Raw genomic sequence first — 15415 nt, 5'->3', positions numbered from 1 at the left:
CATCTACATACCATCTATGACTGAACTGATCCGGCCCAGCAGGGCCCGCACGGTTGTCATGTCACGATCCGGGACCGCCTCGACCGGTTCCGCGTCCGGAATCATGTCGCGCACCAGCGCTACGACGCTGCGTTCGTCGTCGAGGTCGATATCGGTGGCGCGGGCCTGCGCGACGGCGACCACATCCTCAGGTCCTGGTACATCGCTGTCGAGGTCGGCCCGGTAGATCTCCAGCACCACGGTGGAGCGCACGGTGCGGAAGGCGTAGGGCCTGCCATCGGCCGTGGTGCCGAATCCGTGAGCAAACGGACCAACGGTTATGTCATCGATGGCAAACCCCGATGGATGGTCGGCTTTCAACCGGATCTCCCTGAATTGGACATTGTTTCGAGTCAACCGTAACCCCGATCGCCGACATTCTCCGCCAGCGGCGACCCCGGTAGGCCGGTCACGTGCGCCATCATGGTCAGATGGTGCGGTAGCGGATGATTCGTCGTAGTAAGGAGTTCGGTGGATGCGCCCACATGGTTCGCTGCCCGCAGCGCTCGCGAGTGTGGCGGTGCTGGCGCTGATCGCCGGATGTTCCTCCGATTCCGATAGCGACAAGCTTCAGACGCGACCCGCGGCCACTGCGGCGGTCGCCCCTGAGCAGCGCGCGCAACCCGCCGGGGACGTGTGGGGGCTCGGCAACCCGGTCGGCGGACTGTTCGCCGAGGCGGGCACCGGACAACTGGTTGCGCTCGAAGCGAGCCACGACACCAGCACGATGTTGTTCATCATCGACCCCGTGACGTTCACCCGTGTCGATGCCACCGGCGCGCCGAACGAGGAGATGCGCACCCTCCTGCTGCCCACCCACGGTGTCGGCTTGGCGCAGGGCAAGCCGGGCGAAGTGCTGATCCCCGGCGACCACCGGATCATGCGCCTCGACATCACCTCCGGCATCACCACCGAGGTGCCCGTGGACGGCGATGCCAGATCGGTTCGCTATCGCGACGACGGCACGATGTTCGTCGGCACCGCAGACGGCAAGGTGCGCGAACTCTCCCCCGACGGCACAGTCGCCGAAACCATTTCCGGGCTCGCCTCCGCCGACGCACTCGCCCTCACCGGCGACCATGTCTCGGTCCTGGACCGCCGCCAGACCTCGCTCACCCAGCTCGACCTCGGCAAAGACCGCCTCGGCCTGGCCCTGCGCGCGGGTGACGGCGCGACCAACCTGATCACCGACCCGTTCGGCCGCATCATCGTCACCGACACCGCGGGTGACGAACTGCTGGTCTACACTGCCGGACCGCTCGTGCTGCGGCAGCGATTCCCGGTAGGATCTTCGCCTTACGCGCTTGCCTACGATCAGCGGTCCGACACCGTGTGGGTGACGTGTACCCAGAGCAACGAAGTCGTCGGATTCGACCTGTCGACGGGTATACCGAAAGAGGTGGGCCGTTATCCGACGGTTCGACAACCGAACTCGGTGACCATCGACGAGCGCACCGGTGACCTGTTCGTCGGTTCCGCGACCGGAGACGGTCTGCAACGGATCCGCGCGGACCAGCGGAAGAAAGGGCAGTGATGGCGCCACAATCACGCGCAGCGCTACCGGCGAGCTGGGAAACCACCAGTGACGATTACGAATACGTGCCGCTGCGGCTTCCACCGGAGGTGACCCGGGTGACGGCGTCGATGCGGCTGGCCATCCAAGCCGAATTCGGCGGCTGGGAACTGTCGCGGGTACGCGCCTACACCGACGGCAGCAGGCGGGTGCTGCTGCGGCGGCGAAAAACCGCACTACTACCCCAGCCCGAACCGGGAATGTGAGGCCATGTATTCACTGCTGCTGCGCCTGATGTTCCTGCTGCCGCCGGAACGCATCCACCATCTGGCGTTCACGGTCATGCGGCTGGCCGCCCGGTTCGCGCCGTCGCGCTGGGCGATGACCAGAGTGCTGACCACCGACGATCCGATCCTGCGCAACCATGCCTTCGGCATCGACTTCCCGGCGCCGCTCGGGCTGGCAGCCGGATTCGACAAGAACGCCGACGGTGTGAACGCCTGGGCGCCATTGGGGTTCGGATTCGCCGAAATCGGCACCGTCACCGCGCAGGCCCAGCCCGGCAATCCCGCACCGCGGCTGTTCCGGCTGCCCGCCGACCACGGTCTGATCAACCGGATGGGTTTCAACAACCACGGCGCCGCCGCCGCGGCCGAATATCTGCGCAACCGCCGCGGCGGGGTCCCGATCGGCGCGAATATCGGTAAAACGAAAGTCGTCGAACCCGCCGACGCCGCCGCCGACTATGCGGTGAGCGCGTCGCTGCTCGGGCCGCTGGCCGACTTCGTCGTCGTCAATGTCAGCTCGCCCAACACCCCCGGGCTGCGGGATCTGCAGGCCGTCGAATCCCTGCGCCCGGTCCTGCAGGCCGTCCTCGACAGCGTCGAGGTCCCGGTGCTGGTGAAAATCGCCCCCGACCTGTCCGACGACGATGTCGACGCCGTCGCCGATCTCGCGGTCGAACTCGGCCTGGCCGGGATCGTTGCCACCAACACCACCATCCGCCGCGACGGCCTGCGCACCGATGCCGCCGAGGTCGCGGCCATGGGCGCGGGTGGCCTGTCCGGGCCCCCGGTCGCCGAGCGCTCCCTGGAAGTGCTGCGCCGGCTCTACCGCCGCGTCGGCGACCGTCTGGTGCTGATCTCGGTCGGTGGCATCGAAACCGCCGACCAGGCCTGGGAGCGCATCCTCGCCGGCGCCACCCTGCTGCAGGGCTACACCGGTTTCATCTACGGCGGACCGTTCTGGATGCGCCATATCCACCGTGGTATCGCCCAGCGATTGCGTGAAGCCGGTTACCACTGCATCGCCGAGGCGGTCGGCGCGGATCACGTCGCACGTACCTGATCCCGACCGGTCGTTTCGTGCGGCCGATGTATTGTTGCGGGACATGCCATTTCGCGCGTGCGCGGCCTAAGCTGGTGTGCGGCAAGTCGAGAGCACCCGAGGGGGCGGCGCATGGTCACCGGTGCCGAACAGTGGCATCCGCACGGCGTGGTCACCGTCATCGGTGACGCGGTCATCGATCACATCTACCGCACAGACACCATGCCCTCCGCAGGCTCCGAGGCAAGCGGGACATTCGAGGCGCAAGTCGGCGGCAAGGGACTCAACCGGGCCGTCGCGGCGGCCCGCCTCGGCTTGCGAGTCCGCCTGCTCACTGTGATCGGAGACGACGACAGCGGCCGTCGCATCATCGAGTATCTGCGGCGCGAGAATGTCGACACCGGATTGGTCAAGGTTGTTCCCGGAACGACACCGGTTGCCGTCGTGATGGTCGATCGCAATGGTGCGGGGGCATTTATCGGCCGGGTCGACGGCGCCAAGCTCGGCATAGCGGATCTGCGTAGTGAGCAGGTTCGCGCGGCGATCGTGTCCTCGGATGCAGTGCTGCTGACATTCGAATTGCCGACCGAGGTCATCAACGAGACACTATCGATGATCGGTGCCACACCGCAGCGTCCACGCCTCGTGGTTCACCCCGCACCCCCTGTCGAGAATTTTCAGGACCTCGAACCCCACTTCGAGCCGATCGATTATCTGAACGGAAGTTCGTGGGAACTCGGCGAATTGGCCGGCGCCGGCGATAGCGTCGGCGGCGAGTACTTCGCGACGACCATCGCGCCCGCGCTACTGGCACGCGGTGCATACTGCGTCTGCGAGGTGGAGCGCCTGGCCTGCCGGGTCCGCTCCGGCACCCGCCGACTCGACATTCCGGCGCGGCCGGAGACGGAATCGGAAGCATCCCCCGCGGCCAGCGCGGCATTCGACGCGGCGCTGGCCTACCGACTGGTGCGGACCGGGCAGCCCGCGAACCATGCGGATTTCGAGTGGGCGACCGCCGCGATGGCGGCAACCCGAACGACCAGCCCGCTCGCCGACGGGATGCCGACCATGCACGAGATCGATCGGATCGCCGCACCGACTCGCTGAGGCAGCTTCCCCGCCACGACGGCACCGGCCGCCTCCCCTCCCGGCGGCCGATGCCTCGCGGCGCCGCACGCTATCGGAACACCCACGGTGTCCGGTCTGCGTGCAGCGACGTCCGGGAGTGCCCCGCGGATTCGCAGTCCGCCGGGTCGTCCTGAATTCCGTTGGGACGCTGGCGTAGTCGAGCCAGCATCCGCTTCGACAGCAGGATCACCGCCTGCTCCCAGATGATGCCGACCCGCCCGGCCAGAATGGCCGCATCGGCGTGGGCGTGCCGGTCGTGCACGATGTCCGGATCGCTGAGGATCTCGTCGAGTTCCATGCCCGCCAGCGCCTGTTCGCGGGTCAGCAGCCGATCCGGCAGCCAGCTCAGCCGCCAGACCGCGGCCCCGACCCGGTCTGGCGGTATGCCGACTCGGGGGTGATATCGCTGATCATGGTCCAGTCGGTGGTGTCGACGGTCATGGGTGCCTCCGGTGTAGCAATTCGAGCCCGATGCGCTCGAGGGGTATTCCGATCTGGCCGGCGCAGTAGAAGGCTCGTGCTTGAACCGTCGAGTCGTGCCGGAAATCCTGGGTGCTGAAGATCTCCGCGAGATCCATCCCCGCCAAAGCTTGTTCCCGCGTCAGCAGCCGTTCGGGCAGCCAGCTCAGCCGCCACGACTTGGCCCACTTGTCCGCCAGCCGGTAGGCCGACTCCGCGGTGAGATCGCTGGTCATCGACCAGTGAGTTACGTAGATGGTCACGAATGCCTCCTGTCGAGCATCCGTTGGTGCAGCGTGTGCAGTGCGTGCTGCACGGTGATACCGAGTTGATCGGCCAATGCCCGCGCGTGCGCGTCGTGGTCCGATGCCGGGTCCGGGTGGCTCAGAAGCTCCTGCAATTGCATTCCGGCCCAGGCCTGTTCGCGGGTCAGCTGGTCGGGTAGCCAGCTCAATCGCCATGCCGGTTCTTCGCGACCTGCCCGCCACGCCCATGCGTCGGGCGTGACGCTGCTGGTCATCGACCGGCTGCATTCGTAGATCGTCACGGCTGTCTCCAGGGGTGCCAGAGCTGTCGCCGACCGCATTTTGGGTGCACCGAGCCCCGGTCGACCGCTGCATCGCGGTCAGCCGGGGCTCGCAGCTGTCGGATGGAGCAGGCGACGAAGTCGGCTTGATCGGGTGAAATGTCGTCCCGGCGAACTCGATTCGTTCACCTAGACGCGGGCGCGGTTGGGAACGAGCTCGGTTTCGGTACCGCCGGCCCTTGGCTCCCCGCGCCGCCGTGCGTGCCGTATCAGCAGAATCACTCTCATCACCAGGGCCCTCCCGAGTCATCTGGCGGACGACGCGTGGTCGCCGTAACTCAGTGTGGCATTTGCCATTCACTACGGTCAATTGCCGTTGTAAGTTGGTAATTGCCGGTTCACTCGACGGCTAAACCCCGGACGATTGGCATATCGTGAGAGTGTCACAGGGAACGATCGCAGCGTCATGGAGGACAGGCCCGCCTATGGTCCAGCAGGACTCACGCACGGTTGCCATCCGCAACATTCTCACCAGGCTCAGCAAACGCTCGGGGCTGAGTGCGGATCGGTTGCGCACCACGGAAATCGATGTTGCTCCCCTGCTGGATCTATCCGTCATCCGCCACCGAGCGCAGCAGGAGGGGCTCTCGGCCGAGGAAGCCGTCTTGCCCGTGGTTCGTGACCTCGCGCGACAACTGGATCCGACCAATCGGTTGATCGCCGATGCCGAACTGTCGTTGGGGCTGCTGCGTGAAAAGCCCCCGGCCGGAATAGATCTCGAGCGCTTGTATGCCGCCGACCTCGGCGAGCGTCGCGTGTACCTGACCGAACAGTGGCGGGGCCTGCACGAGGCCTACAGCGCCGATTTCGTACCGTCCGCACCGACTGTGCGTTCGTTGCGGGCCACACCCGAGCGACGCGCATTTACCGAATTGGCGGCCAAGCTCGCGGCCGCGGCCGCCTATTCGACATCGAACTACAGGTTCACCCCCGAACCGAAGGTGCTGATCGCACTGCCGGATGTACAGCCGCGCCGCGGCGTGGTCACGGTCATCGGATCGGCGGTAATCGACCACATCTACCGGATCGGGCAAATTCCATCGGCGGGCAAATCCACGCCGGGCAGCTTCGAAGTGCATGCTGGTGGTAAGGGGCTCAACCGTGCGGTGGCGGCCGCGCGTCTCGGACTGCAGGCTCAGCTCATCTCCGCGGTCGGAAACGACGACGCCGGTAGGCACATCCTCAACTATCTACGCGCCGAGAATGTCGATACCGAGTTGGTCAAAGTGGTCAACGGCGCCACGACGAATGTCTCCGCGGTCATGATCACCAGTACGGGTGTGTCCAGCAAGATCGGCTGCGAGGACGACCGCATCTGGCAAGGAGCACATGTGGTGAGCGAACCCCGGTTTCGCGAGGCGCTCGCAGCCTCGGACGCGGTCGTGTTGACCTTCGAGCAGCCCTCCGATGCGATCAAGGACGTACTGGCGGCCATCGGGGAGATGGATCGTCGTCCGTCGGTGGTGGTGAACCCCTCGCCGCCGATCGATGCGCCGCAGTATCTCTACCAGTATTTCGGCGCTGTCGACTATCTCGTCGGCTCGACGTGGGAACTGCGCGCATTGCTGCCCGGGGACCCGTCGGCGTCCGGGGCCCAGGTGGCGCAACGGCTGCGCAGTCTGGGTGTGCGCGGGGTCTGTGTGATCGACGGCTTCCGTTGCATCGTCAGGTCTGACGAGATCAATGCGGATATCGCAGATTTTCCTGTGGCACTGGAAGATTCGCCGGGCGCCGCAGCGGCCTTCTCCGCCGCGCTGGTGTCGAAGATCGTCGCCTCCGGCCGGCCGGCCGACGAACCGGTATTCCGCTGGGCGACTGCGGCGATGGTCGCGACCCAGTCGTTCGGTGACATTCCTGACGCCATGCCATCGGTTCGGGATATCGACCGCATCGTCCACCTCGGGGAAGAGTCGGCCGGCGCGTAACATACGCGATGGCGCGGCTCGGGTAGATTTACAGCGCTGAAATCGGTGATCGAGTTACAGTTTGTCGTTCGCTGGCAGCCCGGGCCTTCTCGCGCCGCAAACGGCGGCAAACCCAACTATCCCATCGTCTTCGGAGGAGCATTGACCACAGCTGTGCCGACGCTTGGTGAGACCGCCCATCGGCTCACCCGCAAGGGGCAGGATCTGCAGGTTCGTGTGATGGAAGTGGCCGGCGGCGCCGAGTACGGACATGTGCTCGTTTTCGGCGAAGCCGACGATGGGTGTCTGGTCCGGGTGCATTCGCGGTGTCTATATGGCGAGGGGCTCGGTTCGGACGATTGCGATTGCGGGCCGGAACTCGACAAGTCCTTGGACCTGATCTGGGCTGAGGGCAGCGGTGTCCTGGTCTATCTGGAGCAAGAGGGCCGCGGCGTCGGGCTGATCGCCAAGGCGCTGGGTTACCGGGAAAGTCAGCGGTCGGGCGCGGACACCTTCACCAGCTACGAGCGGCTCGGATTCCCCGTGGACAATCGTAGTTACCTGCACGCGGCGAAAAGCCTGCAGGAACTCGGACTGGCCCGGGTGCGCCTACTCACCAACAATCCGGACAAGGCCGCCGAACTGCGCGCCGCCGGTCTGGCTGTGACCATGGAACCGCTGCTGACTCCGGTGCTCAGTGCGCGGGCTGCGGCATATCTGGATGCGAAACGCCGACGCCGCGGCCATCTCATTCCCACGGGCGACGTGCCGTGGGCTCCAGACGTGCAACCGGTATTCAAACGCAAGAGCCGCATCTGGCGGTTCTGGACGATGCGGGGTCAGGCCCGCCGTCGGCGCACACTTCCCGCGTCCAAGTAACGGACACGATTACCCCGATCTGGCTACCATGAGTGAGCCGCGCCACACGGTGCTATCCCACCGCGTGACACGATGAGATAGAGTCGCTTGCAATTTATCAGGAGCAGCGGGTCTCGAACCGCGTGGAAACCATGCGGTCGCGCCGGGCGCGGTTCACGCAGAGATATCGGGAAACGGGAAGATGACGACAACAGAAATCGGTTTCGCGCACGAGTCCGGCAAGACGGTGTACACGGTGCCGGAGGCATTCCAGGAGACCGTGAAGTTACGACCGGATCAGGTCGCGTTGCGGACGGTCGGCGGTACCACTGAGGTCAGCTGGCGCGAATACGGTGAGCGAGTGCGCGCGCTGGCGGCGGGGCTCGCCGGCTTGGGCGTCGGCCATGGCGACACCGTCGGCATCATGCTCACCAACCGGCCCGAGTTCAACCTGATCGATACGGCCGCACTGCATTTGGGCGCCACCCCGTTCTCGATCTACAACACCAGCTCCCCTGAGCAGATCACACATCTGTTCACCAATGCGGAGAACAAGGTGGTGATCACCGAGCGCGCCTTCCTCGACGTGATCAAGGGCGCGGGCGTCGAGCTCGAGCACATCGTGGTGGTGGACGGTCCGGCCGCCGATACGGTCGGCCTGGCCGACCTCGAGGCGAATCCGGCCGCCGACTTCGATTTCGACGCCGCTTGGCAGGCGGTAACCCCCGACGATCTGGCCACGCTGATCTACACCTCGGGCACCACCGGCCCGTCCAAGGGCGTGGAGATCACCCATCGCAATGTGCTGGCCCAGATCATCGCGCTGGTCAACGGGCCGCTGCCGGTCGGCTTCGACGACCGCGCCATCTCCTACCTGCCCGCCGCGCACGTCGCCGACCGCATTTCCGCCCATGCCATCAGCCTGCTCACCGGCATCCTGATCACCTGCGTGCCGGATCCGCGCGAGATCGCCGCGGCACTGCCCGACGCGCGCCCCACCGTCTTCTTCGGCGTGCCCCGGGTGTGGCAGAAGATCAAGGCCGGTATCGACGGCAAGCTGGCCACCGAAGCGAGCCCGGTGAAGAAGGCGCTGGCGAACTGGGCCATCAGCACCGGCATCGCGGCCGCGCGCGCCGAGCTGGCGGGTAAGGGCCGCAGTCCGGTGCTCGCCGCGCAGTACAAGGTCGCCGACGCGCTGGTGCTGTCGAAACTGCGGGCCGCGCTCGGCCTGGACAACCTCGAGGTCGCCGCCTCCGGCGCCGCCGCGATCCCGGCCGAAACCCTCGAATACTTCCTCGGACTCGGGTTCACCGTCAGCGAGGTGTGGGGTATGTCGGAGACCACCGGCGTGGCCACCTACACCGAATTGGCCAAGCCGCGGCCTGGTTCGGTCGGCCGGGCCGTCGAGGGCCTCGAACTACGGCTCGGCGAGGACGGCGAACTGCTGGTGCGTGGCGCGATCGTCACCCCGGGCTACCGCAAACAGCCCGACAAGACCAAGGAGGCGCTCGACGCCGACGGATGGCTGGCCACCGGTGACGTCGCCACGATCGATGCCGACGGCTATGTGCGCATCGTGGATCGCAAGAAGGAACTGATCATCAACGAGTCGGGGAAGAACATCTCCCCGACCAATATCGAGAACGCGGTCAAGGCGGCGTCCTCGCTGGTCGGTCAGGTGGTGGCTATCGGTGAGGCCAAACCGTTCATCTCCGCGCTGATCGTGCTCGATCCGGACACCGCCGCGATCCGGGCCAAGGAATTCGACGCGCCCGCAGACGATTTGGCCGCGCTGGCCACCCGCAAGGAGATCCTGGACGAGGTGCTCGCGGCGGTCGTCGCGGGTAACCGCAAGCTGTCGCGGGTCGAGCAGATCAAGCGGTTCACCGTGATCGGCCAGCCGTGGGAGCCGGGCGGTGACGAGCTGACCCCGACCATGAAGCTCAAGCGTAACCCGATCGCGGCGAAGTACGCCGAGGAGATCGCCTCGCTGTACACCACGCCGCTGCCCGAATCGGTGGTGAACGTCTCGTAACGATCGGTGGCCCTGAGCAAAAGTTCAGGGCCACAGTCGTTTTCCCGGCAGATGCTAGGCGACCTCGTACTTGGCGACGATGGTGGCGCGGGCCACGGTGTGCGAGAACAGGTTGAAGCCGAGGAAGGCGGGTGTGCCGTTCTCGTCGATCTCCAACCGCTCCACATCCACCGCGTGCACGACGATGAAGTAGCGGTGGTACCCGTGTCCGGCCGGTGGCGCCGCACCGACGAATCCGGGGAACGCGCCGTCATTGCGCAATGTGACCGCACCCTCGGGCAGGACACCACCCTCACTACCGGCTCCGCGTGGCAGCGAGGTGGTGCTCACCGGAATGTTGGCCACCGCCCAGTGCCAGAAACCGGCGGCAGTCGGGGCATCCGGATCGTAGACGGTGACCGCGAAACTCTTTGTCTCCGCGGGGAATCCGGACCAGGACAGCTGCGGCGAGACATCCTTGCCGCCCGCGCCGAAGACGCCGCTGACCTGGTCGTTGCCGAAGCTCTCGCCATCGGCGACATCCTCCGAGGTCACCGTGAAGCTGGGCACCTCGGGCAGCGCGTCGTACGGGTTGTAAGAGTAGTCGGGCACGGTGGGTCCTTTCGATCGTCAGCTGTTCAACAGGAAGTGTTCCAGCACCCGGGTGCCGAATTCGAGTGCCTGCACCGGAACCCGCTCGTCGACACCGTGGAACAGTGCCGTGAAATCCAATTCCGGTGGCAGCTGCAGCGGTGCGAAACCGAAGCAACGAATACCCAAGCGGGCGAAGGCCTTTGCGTCGGTACCGCCGGAGAGCATATAGGGCACGGTCCGACCCTGCGGGTCGTGGGCGAGAATGGCGGCGTTCATCGCGTCGACGAGATGTCCGTCGAATGTCGTTTCGTAGGAATCGAGTTTGGTGATCCACTCGCGCTCGACATCCGGGCCGATCAGCTCGTCCACCTCACGCTCGAATGCGGCCTGTCGCCCCGGCACCACGCGACAGTCGACGACCGCCTCGGCGGTCTGCGGGATCACGTTCGCCTTGTAACCCGCCTGCAGCATGGTCGGATTCGCGGTATCGCGCAATGTCGCGCCGATGATGCGGGAGATCGTGCCCAACTTCGCGAGCTGACCCTCGATATCGGGACTCGACGGATCGAACTCCAAGCCGGTCTCCTCGGCGACCGCGGCCAGGAATTCGGCGACCGAATCCGAAAGCACCAGGGGGAAGGTGTGTTTGCCCAGGCGCGCCACCGCGGCGGCCAGAATCGTGACGGCATTGTCCTCGTGCAGGAACGAACCGTGACCGGCGCGGGCCTTGGCCCGCAACCGCATCCAGCCCAGCCCCTTCTCGGCCGTCTCCACCAGATACAACCGACGGTCGGTGCCGTCCGGGCGCGGCACGGTCAGCGAAAAGCCGCCGACCTCCCCCACCGCTTCGGTGATCCCGTCGAACAGGTCGGGCCGATTCTGCACCAGCCACTGCGAACCCCACTTGCCGCCGTTCTCCTCGTCGGCGAGGAAGGCGAAGACGATATCGCGCGGCGGCACCGTCCCCTCGATCTTGAACTGGCGCGCGATGGCCAGCATCATGCCGACCATATCCTTCATATCGATCGCGCCACGCCCCCACACATAGCCGTCGCGCACCGCACCCGAGAACGGGTGCACACTCCAGTCCGCGGCCTCGGCGGGCACCACATCGAGATGCCCGTGGATCAGCAGCGCGCCGCGGCTCGAATCGGCCCCCTTCAACCGCGCGAACACATTCCCGCGACACGGCGCGCCCGATTCCACGTACTCGGTCGTGTACCCCGCCTGATGCAACTGATCGGCCACCCACTGCGCACATTCGCGCTCGCCCTTGGTGGTCGCCAGATCCCCGGTGTTGGAAGTGTCGAACCGGATCAGCGTACTGACCAATTCGACCACCTCGGACACGGCACGAGATGTGGTGTTCGGACCGGATACTTCGCCAGTTGCAGACACGTACCCTTTCCTACCACCTGACACAGCCGCGGGGTGCCATCGCTGTTCTCGCGCGGCATCCGCCACGGTCTCGAGGTGCGCAATCGCGGGTCGATTCACGCTGATCGCAATCACGGTGCGGTGTGGTCGCGACATTGCGGGGTATGTCTCGGTCGACGCCTTCACCGGAAAGCCGTGCCCATGAAGTTCTCGAACCTGCCATTGCCGCCCATCGACAGCGCGACCGACTGGGTCGCCCGGCAGGTGCGAGCGCGGGTTCCCACGGCGGATATGAGCGACCGAGATCCCGCCTTCATCGCCTACGCCGTCGAACCGTCCTGGCAACTGGTCCGCGCCTACTTCCGCGCCGAGGTGCGCGGAATGGAGCAGATACCCGAAGACGGGCCGATACTGTTGGTCGGCAACCACTCCGGCGGCAACGTCTCGCCCGAGGCCCTCGTGACCACTCTCGCGTTCGCGCACTATTTCGGACCCGAGCGGCCCTTCTACCAACTCGCCCACAATCTGGTGATGGCCGTGCCGGTCCTCGGCTCGTTCCTGTCCCGCTTCGGCACGGTGGCAGCCGATCCCGACAGCGCCAAGGCCGCGCTGCGCAGTGGCGCGGCGGTGCTGGTGTATCCCGGCGGCGACTGGGAGGTACACCGCCCCACCTGGGAGGAGGACCGGCTCGATTTCGCCGGACGCACCGGATTCCTGCGATTGGCCTGGGACGAGCACGTGCCGATCGTGCCGTTCGTGAACTACGGCGCCCAGCAGAACGCTCTCATGCTCACCCGCGGCGACCGGATCGCCCGGCTGCTACGGCTGGATCGGACACTGCGGTTGAAGGTGTTCCCGATTTCGCTGGCGCTGCCGTGGGGGCTGAATATCAGCGACCTCGCCGGGCATATTCCGTTGCCCACGAAAGTGACGGTCGAATTCCTGCCGCCGATCGACCTGCACGAGATATTGGGGCCCGAGTTGGATGTGGATCGCGGCTACGAGTACGTCACCGGGATTATGCAGGAGGCATTGTCGAGGCTGGCCGAGGAACGGACGCTGCCGATCCTGGGATGAGCCCTCACGTGGGCAGGTGCACGCGCCCGGCACCGATCCGGTCGATGCGATCGCGGCCCCACGCGCCCAGCGGCTCCAGCGCCGCATTGAGGGCGATGCCCAATTCGGTCAACCGATATTCGACCTTCGGTGGCACCTCGCGATAGATCTCGCGATCCACGATGGCGTCCTCCTCCAGCTCCCGCAGCTGCTGGATCAGCATCTTCTCCGAGACGCCGGGCAGACCGCGACGCAGTTCACCGAAGCGGCGGACACCGTGGGTCGCCAACTCCCACAGGATCAGCGCCTTCCACTTCCCGCCCACCACATCCATCGCCGCATCGATGCCGCAGAAGTACGGTCCGGATCTCTTGGCACCCATCGTTACCTGTCCCACATGCGTATCGGTAAGTACTAGCTCGAATAGTAGGTACTCGTCGCCAGCTCGGGCAAGGCGAGCCCGCAACACCGAGAATCACCAGCTAAACCCGCGATTTGGTCAACGCCGCCACATCCGATAACCTTGCTGAGCACACCGGTCCGGGTGGCGGAATGGCAGACGCGCTAGCTTGAGGTGCTAGTGCCCTTTATCGGGCGTGGGGGTTCAAGTCCCCCTCCGGACACAGACAGTACGTCACGTCGCCCGCTCTACCTGCGGTTATGCAGAAAGGGAGGGTGACGGCGTCGAGCCGAATTAGTGCAGAACCGCAGGTGGGGGGTCTGTGGGGGTTCAATTCGGGTTCAGCTGAGAGAATCCTAAGAAACCGGCACGTCGGCCCGGTGAATCATGGACTGTCATATCACGGAAGTCTTTCCAGCTCTGCGGATATCGGTCGAGGCCTTCACTCAACTTGGGATATGCCCCGGGGCGCCGCGCCGATCAGAAGGGGGTCTTATCGGGTTCGCCGCCGCCGTGCTCGGACTGCCGGCAGTCGTCGCCCTATCCGCTCGGGTCGCCGCCCGGCGCTGAATCGCTGGCCCTGGCTGCGCTGTCGTATCCGTTCTGGATGTCGGCCCGCCGAGGGCGGTGCACTGTGTGCGGATCAGCGGGCGATCGAGATCGCGAAGGGCGCGAATCCGCTGGACCGAATCACGTGCGGTACGAACAGTATCGCGGCCTCCGTGGCGCGGGCGGTCTGGATCCCGCCGAGATCAGTGATCCACTCCTTGCGCCAGCCGAGGTTGATGAGCAGTTCACTGACGGTCTGCTTGGCCTGCGGGTCGTCGCCGGAGAGGAAGGCGTCGGGCTCCTGGGTGAGCGTGGCTGGCGCGGTCATCACCGGGAAGAGCATGGTGTTGAGTGTCTTGACGACGTGCGTTTCGGGGAGCGCTTGCTGGAGTTGCTCGGCGAGGCTCGAGCCGGGGTAGATCAGGTGGGCAGGCAGTCCGTCCGGTCCGTCGACGGTGGCGTTGGAGACGTCGATGAGGATCTTGTTGCGCAGTTCCTCGCGCAGGGCGACGAGCAGGTCCAGCGAGCCGGCTCCCGGGGTGGCGTTGATGACGATCTGGGCTGTCCAGGCAGCAGCGGCGGGGGCGCCCGGCGCGCGGTCCGCCACGGCCACCTCATGCCCTGCCCGGGTGAGGGCTGTAGCCAGATTGCCGCCGACGCGGCCGTTTCCGAGAACTGCGATCGTGGTCATGATGATCTGGTCCTTCCGTGTGTGCAGGTTGTGGTGCGCAATCAGCGTGAGAGCGTGGCGACGGCCTCGCCGTGGACGCCGGGCGCGGCGTCCAGGAGGCTCTCGCTCTGCGGGGTCCAGGGGCGGCCCTCGGCATCGGAGATCTGTCCGCCGGCCTCGGTGACGAGTAGCGTCCCGGGCAGCAGGTCCGCGCGGGCGCCGGCGAACTGCCAGAAGGCGTCGATCCGGCCGGCGGCCACGTTCAGCAGGTGCAGGGTCGCGGGCACGGCGGTGCGGACGACGAGCGCGTCGAAGAGCATCGCGGTGATCGAGGAGCCGACGCGCCGCACGACCATCTCGTCCTCGTCCGGCCGGGCCTGGCTGGTGGCCACGATGCTCAGGCCGAGGTCCGCGGTCTGGGAGACGTGCAGCGGTCGGCCGTCGAGGTAGGCGCCCGCACCGGTGAGCGCGGTGTAGGTCTCGCCGGTCAACGGCAGGTGGACTGCGGTGAGCACCGGCTGGTTGTCACGAACGAGGGTGGCGGTCACCGCCCACTCCGGCAGGGCGTGCAGGTGGTTGACGTTGCCTTCGGCCGGATCCACGACCCACCATTCGCCGGGCGGCAGCGCCCCGCCGTCGAGCTCGTTCTCCACCCAGCCGGCGTCCGGGCGCAGGCGCGTGAGGCGGGGGCGCAGGATGTCGAGGGAGGTGTTGTCGTTGGCGGCGAGCGCGCGCATCAGCTCTTCGCGGGTCTGGTAGCGGACCACCTCGCCGAAGCGTTCGCGCAGCGCCGAACCGGCCGCGTGCACAGCGATCGTGGTCTGGCCGAGCAGGTCGGCGTCGGAGGCGGCGATGTCAGTGGTCTGAAGCGTTTCGGACATGGTGGTACTCCCGTCTGAGGAGGGGTGATGAGGGGGTCAGGCGAAGCTGTGCGTTCTGTCT

The 15415-nt window shown here is 66.2% G+C and carries 17 protein-coding genes and 1 tRNA gene; 9 read left to right on the top strand and 9 right to left on the bottom strand.

Going from position 1 to position 15415, the window contains the following annotated elements; translation table 11 throughout:
• Positions 1–3: 3 nt before the first annotated feature.
• On the bottom strand, positions 4–360 hold the full coding sequence (locus ON44_RS16935) for a hypothetical protein (protein WP_040691095.1): 357 nt from the start codon (positions 358–360) through the stop codon (positions 4–6).
• Between the two features lie 154 nt (positions 361–514).
• Between ON44_RS16935 and ON44_RS16930 the strand changes: the two genes are divergently transcribed.
• From ON44_RS16930 to ON44_RS16915, 4 genes are all read left to right on the top strand, one after another.
• Positions 515–1573, top strand: a complete 1059-nt coding sequence (locus tag ON44_RS16930; RefSeq protein ID WP_051182115.1) for a YncE family protein — start codon at positions 515–517, stop codon at positions 1571–1573.
• Positions 1573–1818 (top strand): DUF5703 family protein, encoded by a 246-nt coding sequence (locus tag ON44_RS16925; RefSeq protein WP_040691094.1) that lies wholly within the window; start codon positions 1573–1575, stop codon positions 1816–1818. The genes ON44_RS16930 and ON44_RS16925 overlap by 1 nt, the downstream gene beginning before the upstream one ends.
• 4 nt (positions 1819–1822) lie before the next feature.
• On the top strand, positions 1823–2899 hold the full coding sequence (locus ON44_RS16920) for a quinone-dependent dihydroorotate dehydrogenase (RefSeq protein WP_040691092.1): 1077 nt from the start codon (positions 1823–1825) through the stop codon (positions 2897–2899).
• A gap of 111 nt (positions 2900–3010) precedes the next feature.
• On the top strand, positions 3011–3985 hold the full coding sequence (locus tag ON44_RS16915; protein WP_051182114.1) for a PfkB family carbohydrate kinase: 975 nt from the start codon (positions 3011–3013) through the stop codon (positions 3983–3985).
• 70 nt (positions 3986–4055) lie between these two features.
• Here the strand turns inward: ON44_RS16915 and ON44_RS16910 are convergent, their stop codons facing one another.
• From ON44_RS16910 to ON44_RS16900, 3 genes are all read right to left on the bottom strand, one after another.
• Positions 4056–4304: a hypothetical protein gene (locus ON44_RS16910; protein WP_040691090.1), complete on the bottom strand. Its 249-nt coding sequence runs from the start codon at positions 4302–4304 to the stop codon at positions 4056–4058.
• 139 nt (positions 4305–4443) lie between these two features.
• Positions 4444–4728 (bottom strand): hypothetical protein, encoded by a 285-nt coding sequence (locus tag ON44_RS16905; protein WP_040691088.1) that lies wholly within the window; start codon positions 4726–4728, stop codon positions 4444–4446.
• Positions 4725–5012 (bottom strand): hypothetical protein, encoded by a 288-nt coding sequence (locus ON44_RS16900; RefSeq protein WP_040691218.1) that lies wholly within the window; start codon positions 5010–5012, stop codon positions 4725–4727. Before ON44_RS16900 ends, ON44_RS16905 begins: the two co-directional genes overlap by 4 nt.
• A 464-nt stretch (positions 5013–5476) precedes the next feature.
• On the opposite strand from ON44_RS16900, the gene ON44_RS16895 reads away from it, so the two are divergent.
• The 3 genes from ON44_RS16895 to ON44_RS16885 all read left to right on the top strand — a co-directional run bounded on the left by ON44_RS16895 (position 5477) and on the right by ON44_RS16885 (position 9848).
• Positions 5477–6976, top strand: coding sequence for a PfkB family carbohydrate kinase (locus ON44_RS16895; protein WP_040691086.1), 1500 nt, complete (start codon positions 5477–5479; stop codon positions 6974–6976).
• A gap of 141 nt (positions 6977–7117) precedes the next feature.
• Positions 7118–7834 carry a GTP cyclohydrolase II gene (locus tag ON44_RS16890; RefSeq protein WP_245567195.1) on the top strand — a complete coding sequence of 239 codons (717 nt, stop codon included), beginning with the start codon at positions 7118–7120 and terminating at the stop codon, positions 7832–7834.
• 181 nt (positions 7835–8015) lie between these two features.
• The gene (locus tag ON44_RS16885) at positions 8016–9848 is read left to right on the top strand and encodes an AMP-dependent synthetase/ligase (RefSeq protein WP_040691084.1); all 1833 of its coding nucleotides are present in this window, start codon (positions 8016–8018) and stop codon (positions 9846–9848) included.
• A gap of 54 nt (positions 9849–9902) precedes the next feature.
• Here the strand turns inward: ON44_RS16885 and ON44_RS16880 are convergent, their stop codons facing one another.
• Positions 9903–10439, bottom strand: a complete 537-nt coding sequence (locus ON44_RS16880; protein WP_040691082.1) for a YbhB/YbcL family Raf kinase inhibitor-like protein — start codon at positions 10437–10439, stop codon at positions 9903–9905.
• An 18-nt stretch (positions 10440–10457) separates the two neighbouring features.
• Positions 10458–11819, bottom strand: a complete 1362-nt coding sequence (locus ON44_RS16875) for a M20/M25/M40 family metallo-hydrolase (protein WP_083897936.1) — start codon at positions 11817–11819, stop codon at positions 10458–10460.
• Positions 11820–11999: 180 nt separating this feature from the next.
• Here ON44_RS16875 and ON44_RS16870 point away from each other — a divergent pair, with 180 nt between their 5' ends.
• Positions 12000–12875, top strand: a complete 876-nt coding sequence (locus tag ON44_RS16870) for a lysophospholipid acyltransferase family protein (RefSeq protein WP_051182112.1) — start codon at positions 12000–12002, stop codon at positions 12873–12875.
• 4 nt (positions 12876–12879) lie between these two features.
• Here ON44_RS16870 and ON44_RS16865 read toward each other — a convergent pair whose 3' ends face one another.
• Complete coding sequence (locus tag ON44_RS16865) at positions 12880–13236, bottom strand: winged helix-turn-helix transcriptional regulator (protein ID WP_040691078.1); 357 nt, start codon at positions 13234–13236, stop codon at positions 12880–12882.
• A gap of 156 nt (positions 13237–13392) precedes the next feature.
• Here ON44_RS16865 and ON44_RS16860 point away from each other — a divergent pair.
• Positions 13393–13477 (top strand) — tRNA-Leu (locus ON44_RS16860).
• A gap of 420 nt (positions 13478–13897) precedes the next feature.
• Here the strand turns inward: ON44_RS16860 and ON44_RS16855 are convergent.
• Together ON44_RS16855 and ON44_RS16850 are read right to left on the bottom strand one after the other, a co-directional pair.
• Complete coding sequence (locus ON44_RS16855) at positions 13898–14494, bottom strand: NADPH-dependent F420 reductase (protein ID WP_040691076.1); 597 nt, start codon at positions 14492–14494, stop codon at positions 13898–13900.
• 41 nt (positions 14495–14535) lie between these two features.
• Positions 14536–15354: a 3'(2'),5'-bisphosphate nucleotidase CysQ gene (locus ON44_RS16850; RefSeq protein WP_040691074.1), complete on the bottom strand. Its 819-nt coding sequence runs from the start codon at positions 15352–15354 to the stop codon at positions 14536–14538.
• Positions 15355–15415 lie beyond the last annotated feature (61 nt).

Source organism: Nocardia vinacea NBRC 16497 (genome assembly GCF_000308835.1).
Taxonomy (GTDB): Bacteria; Actinomycetota; Actinomycetes; order Mycobacteriales; family Mycobacteriaceae; genus Nocardia; species Nocardia vinacea.
Note: the sequence above shows the minus strand (reverse complement) of the source record. Positions and strands in the feature narration are given on the sequence as shown.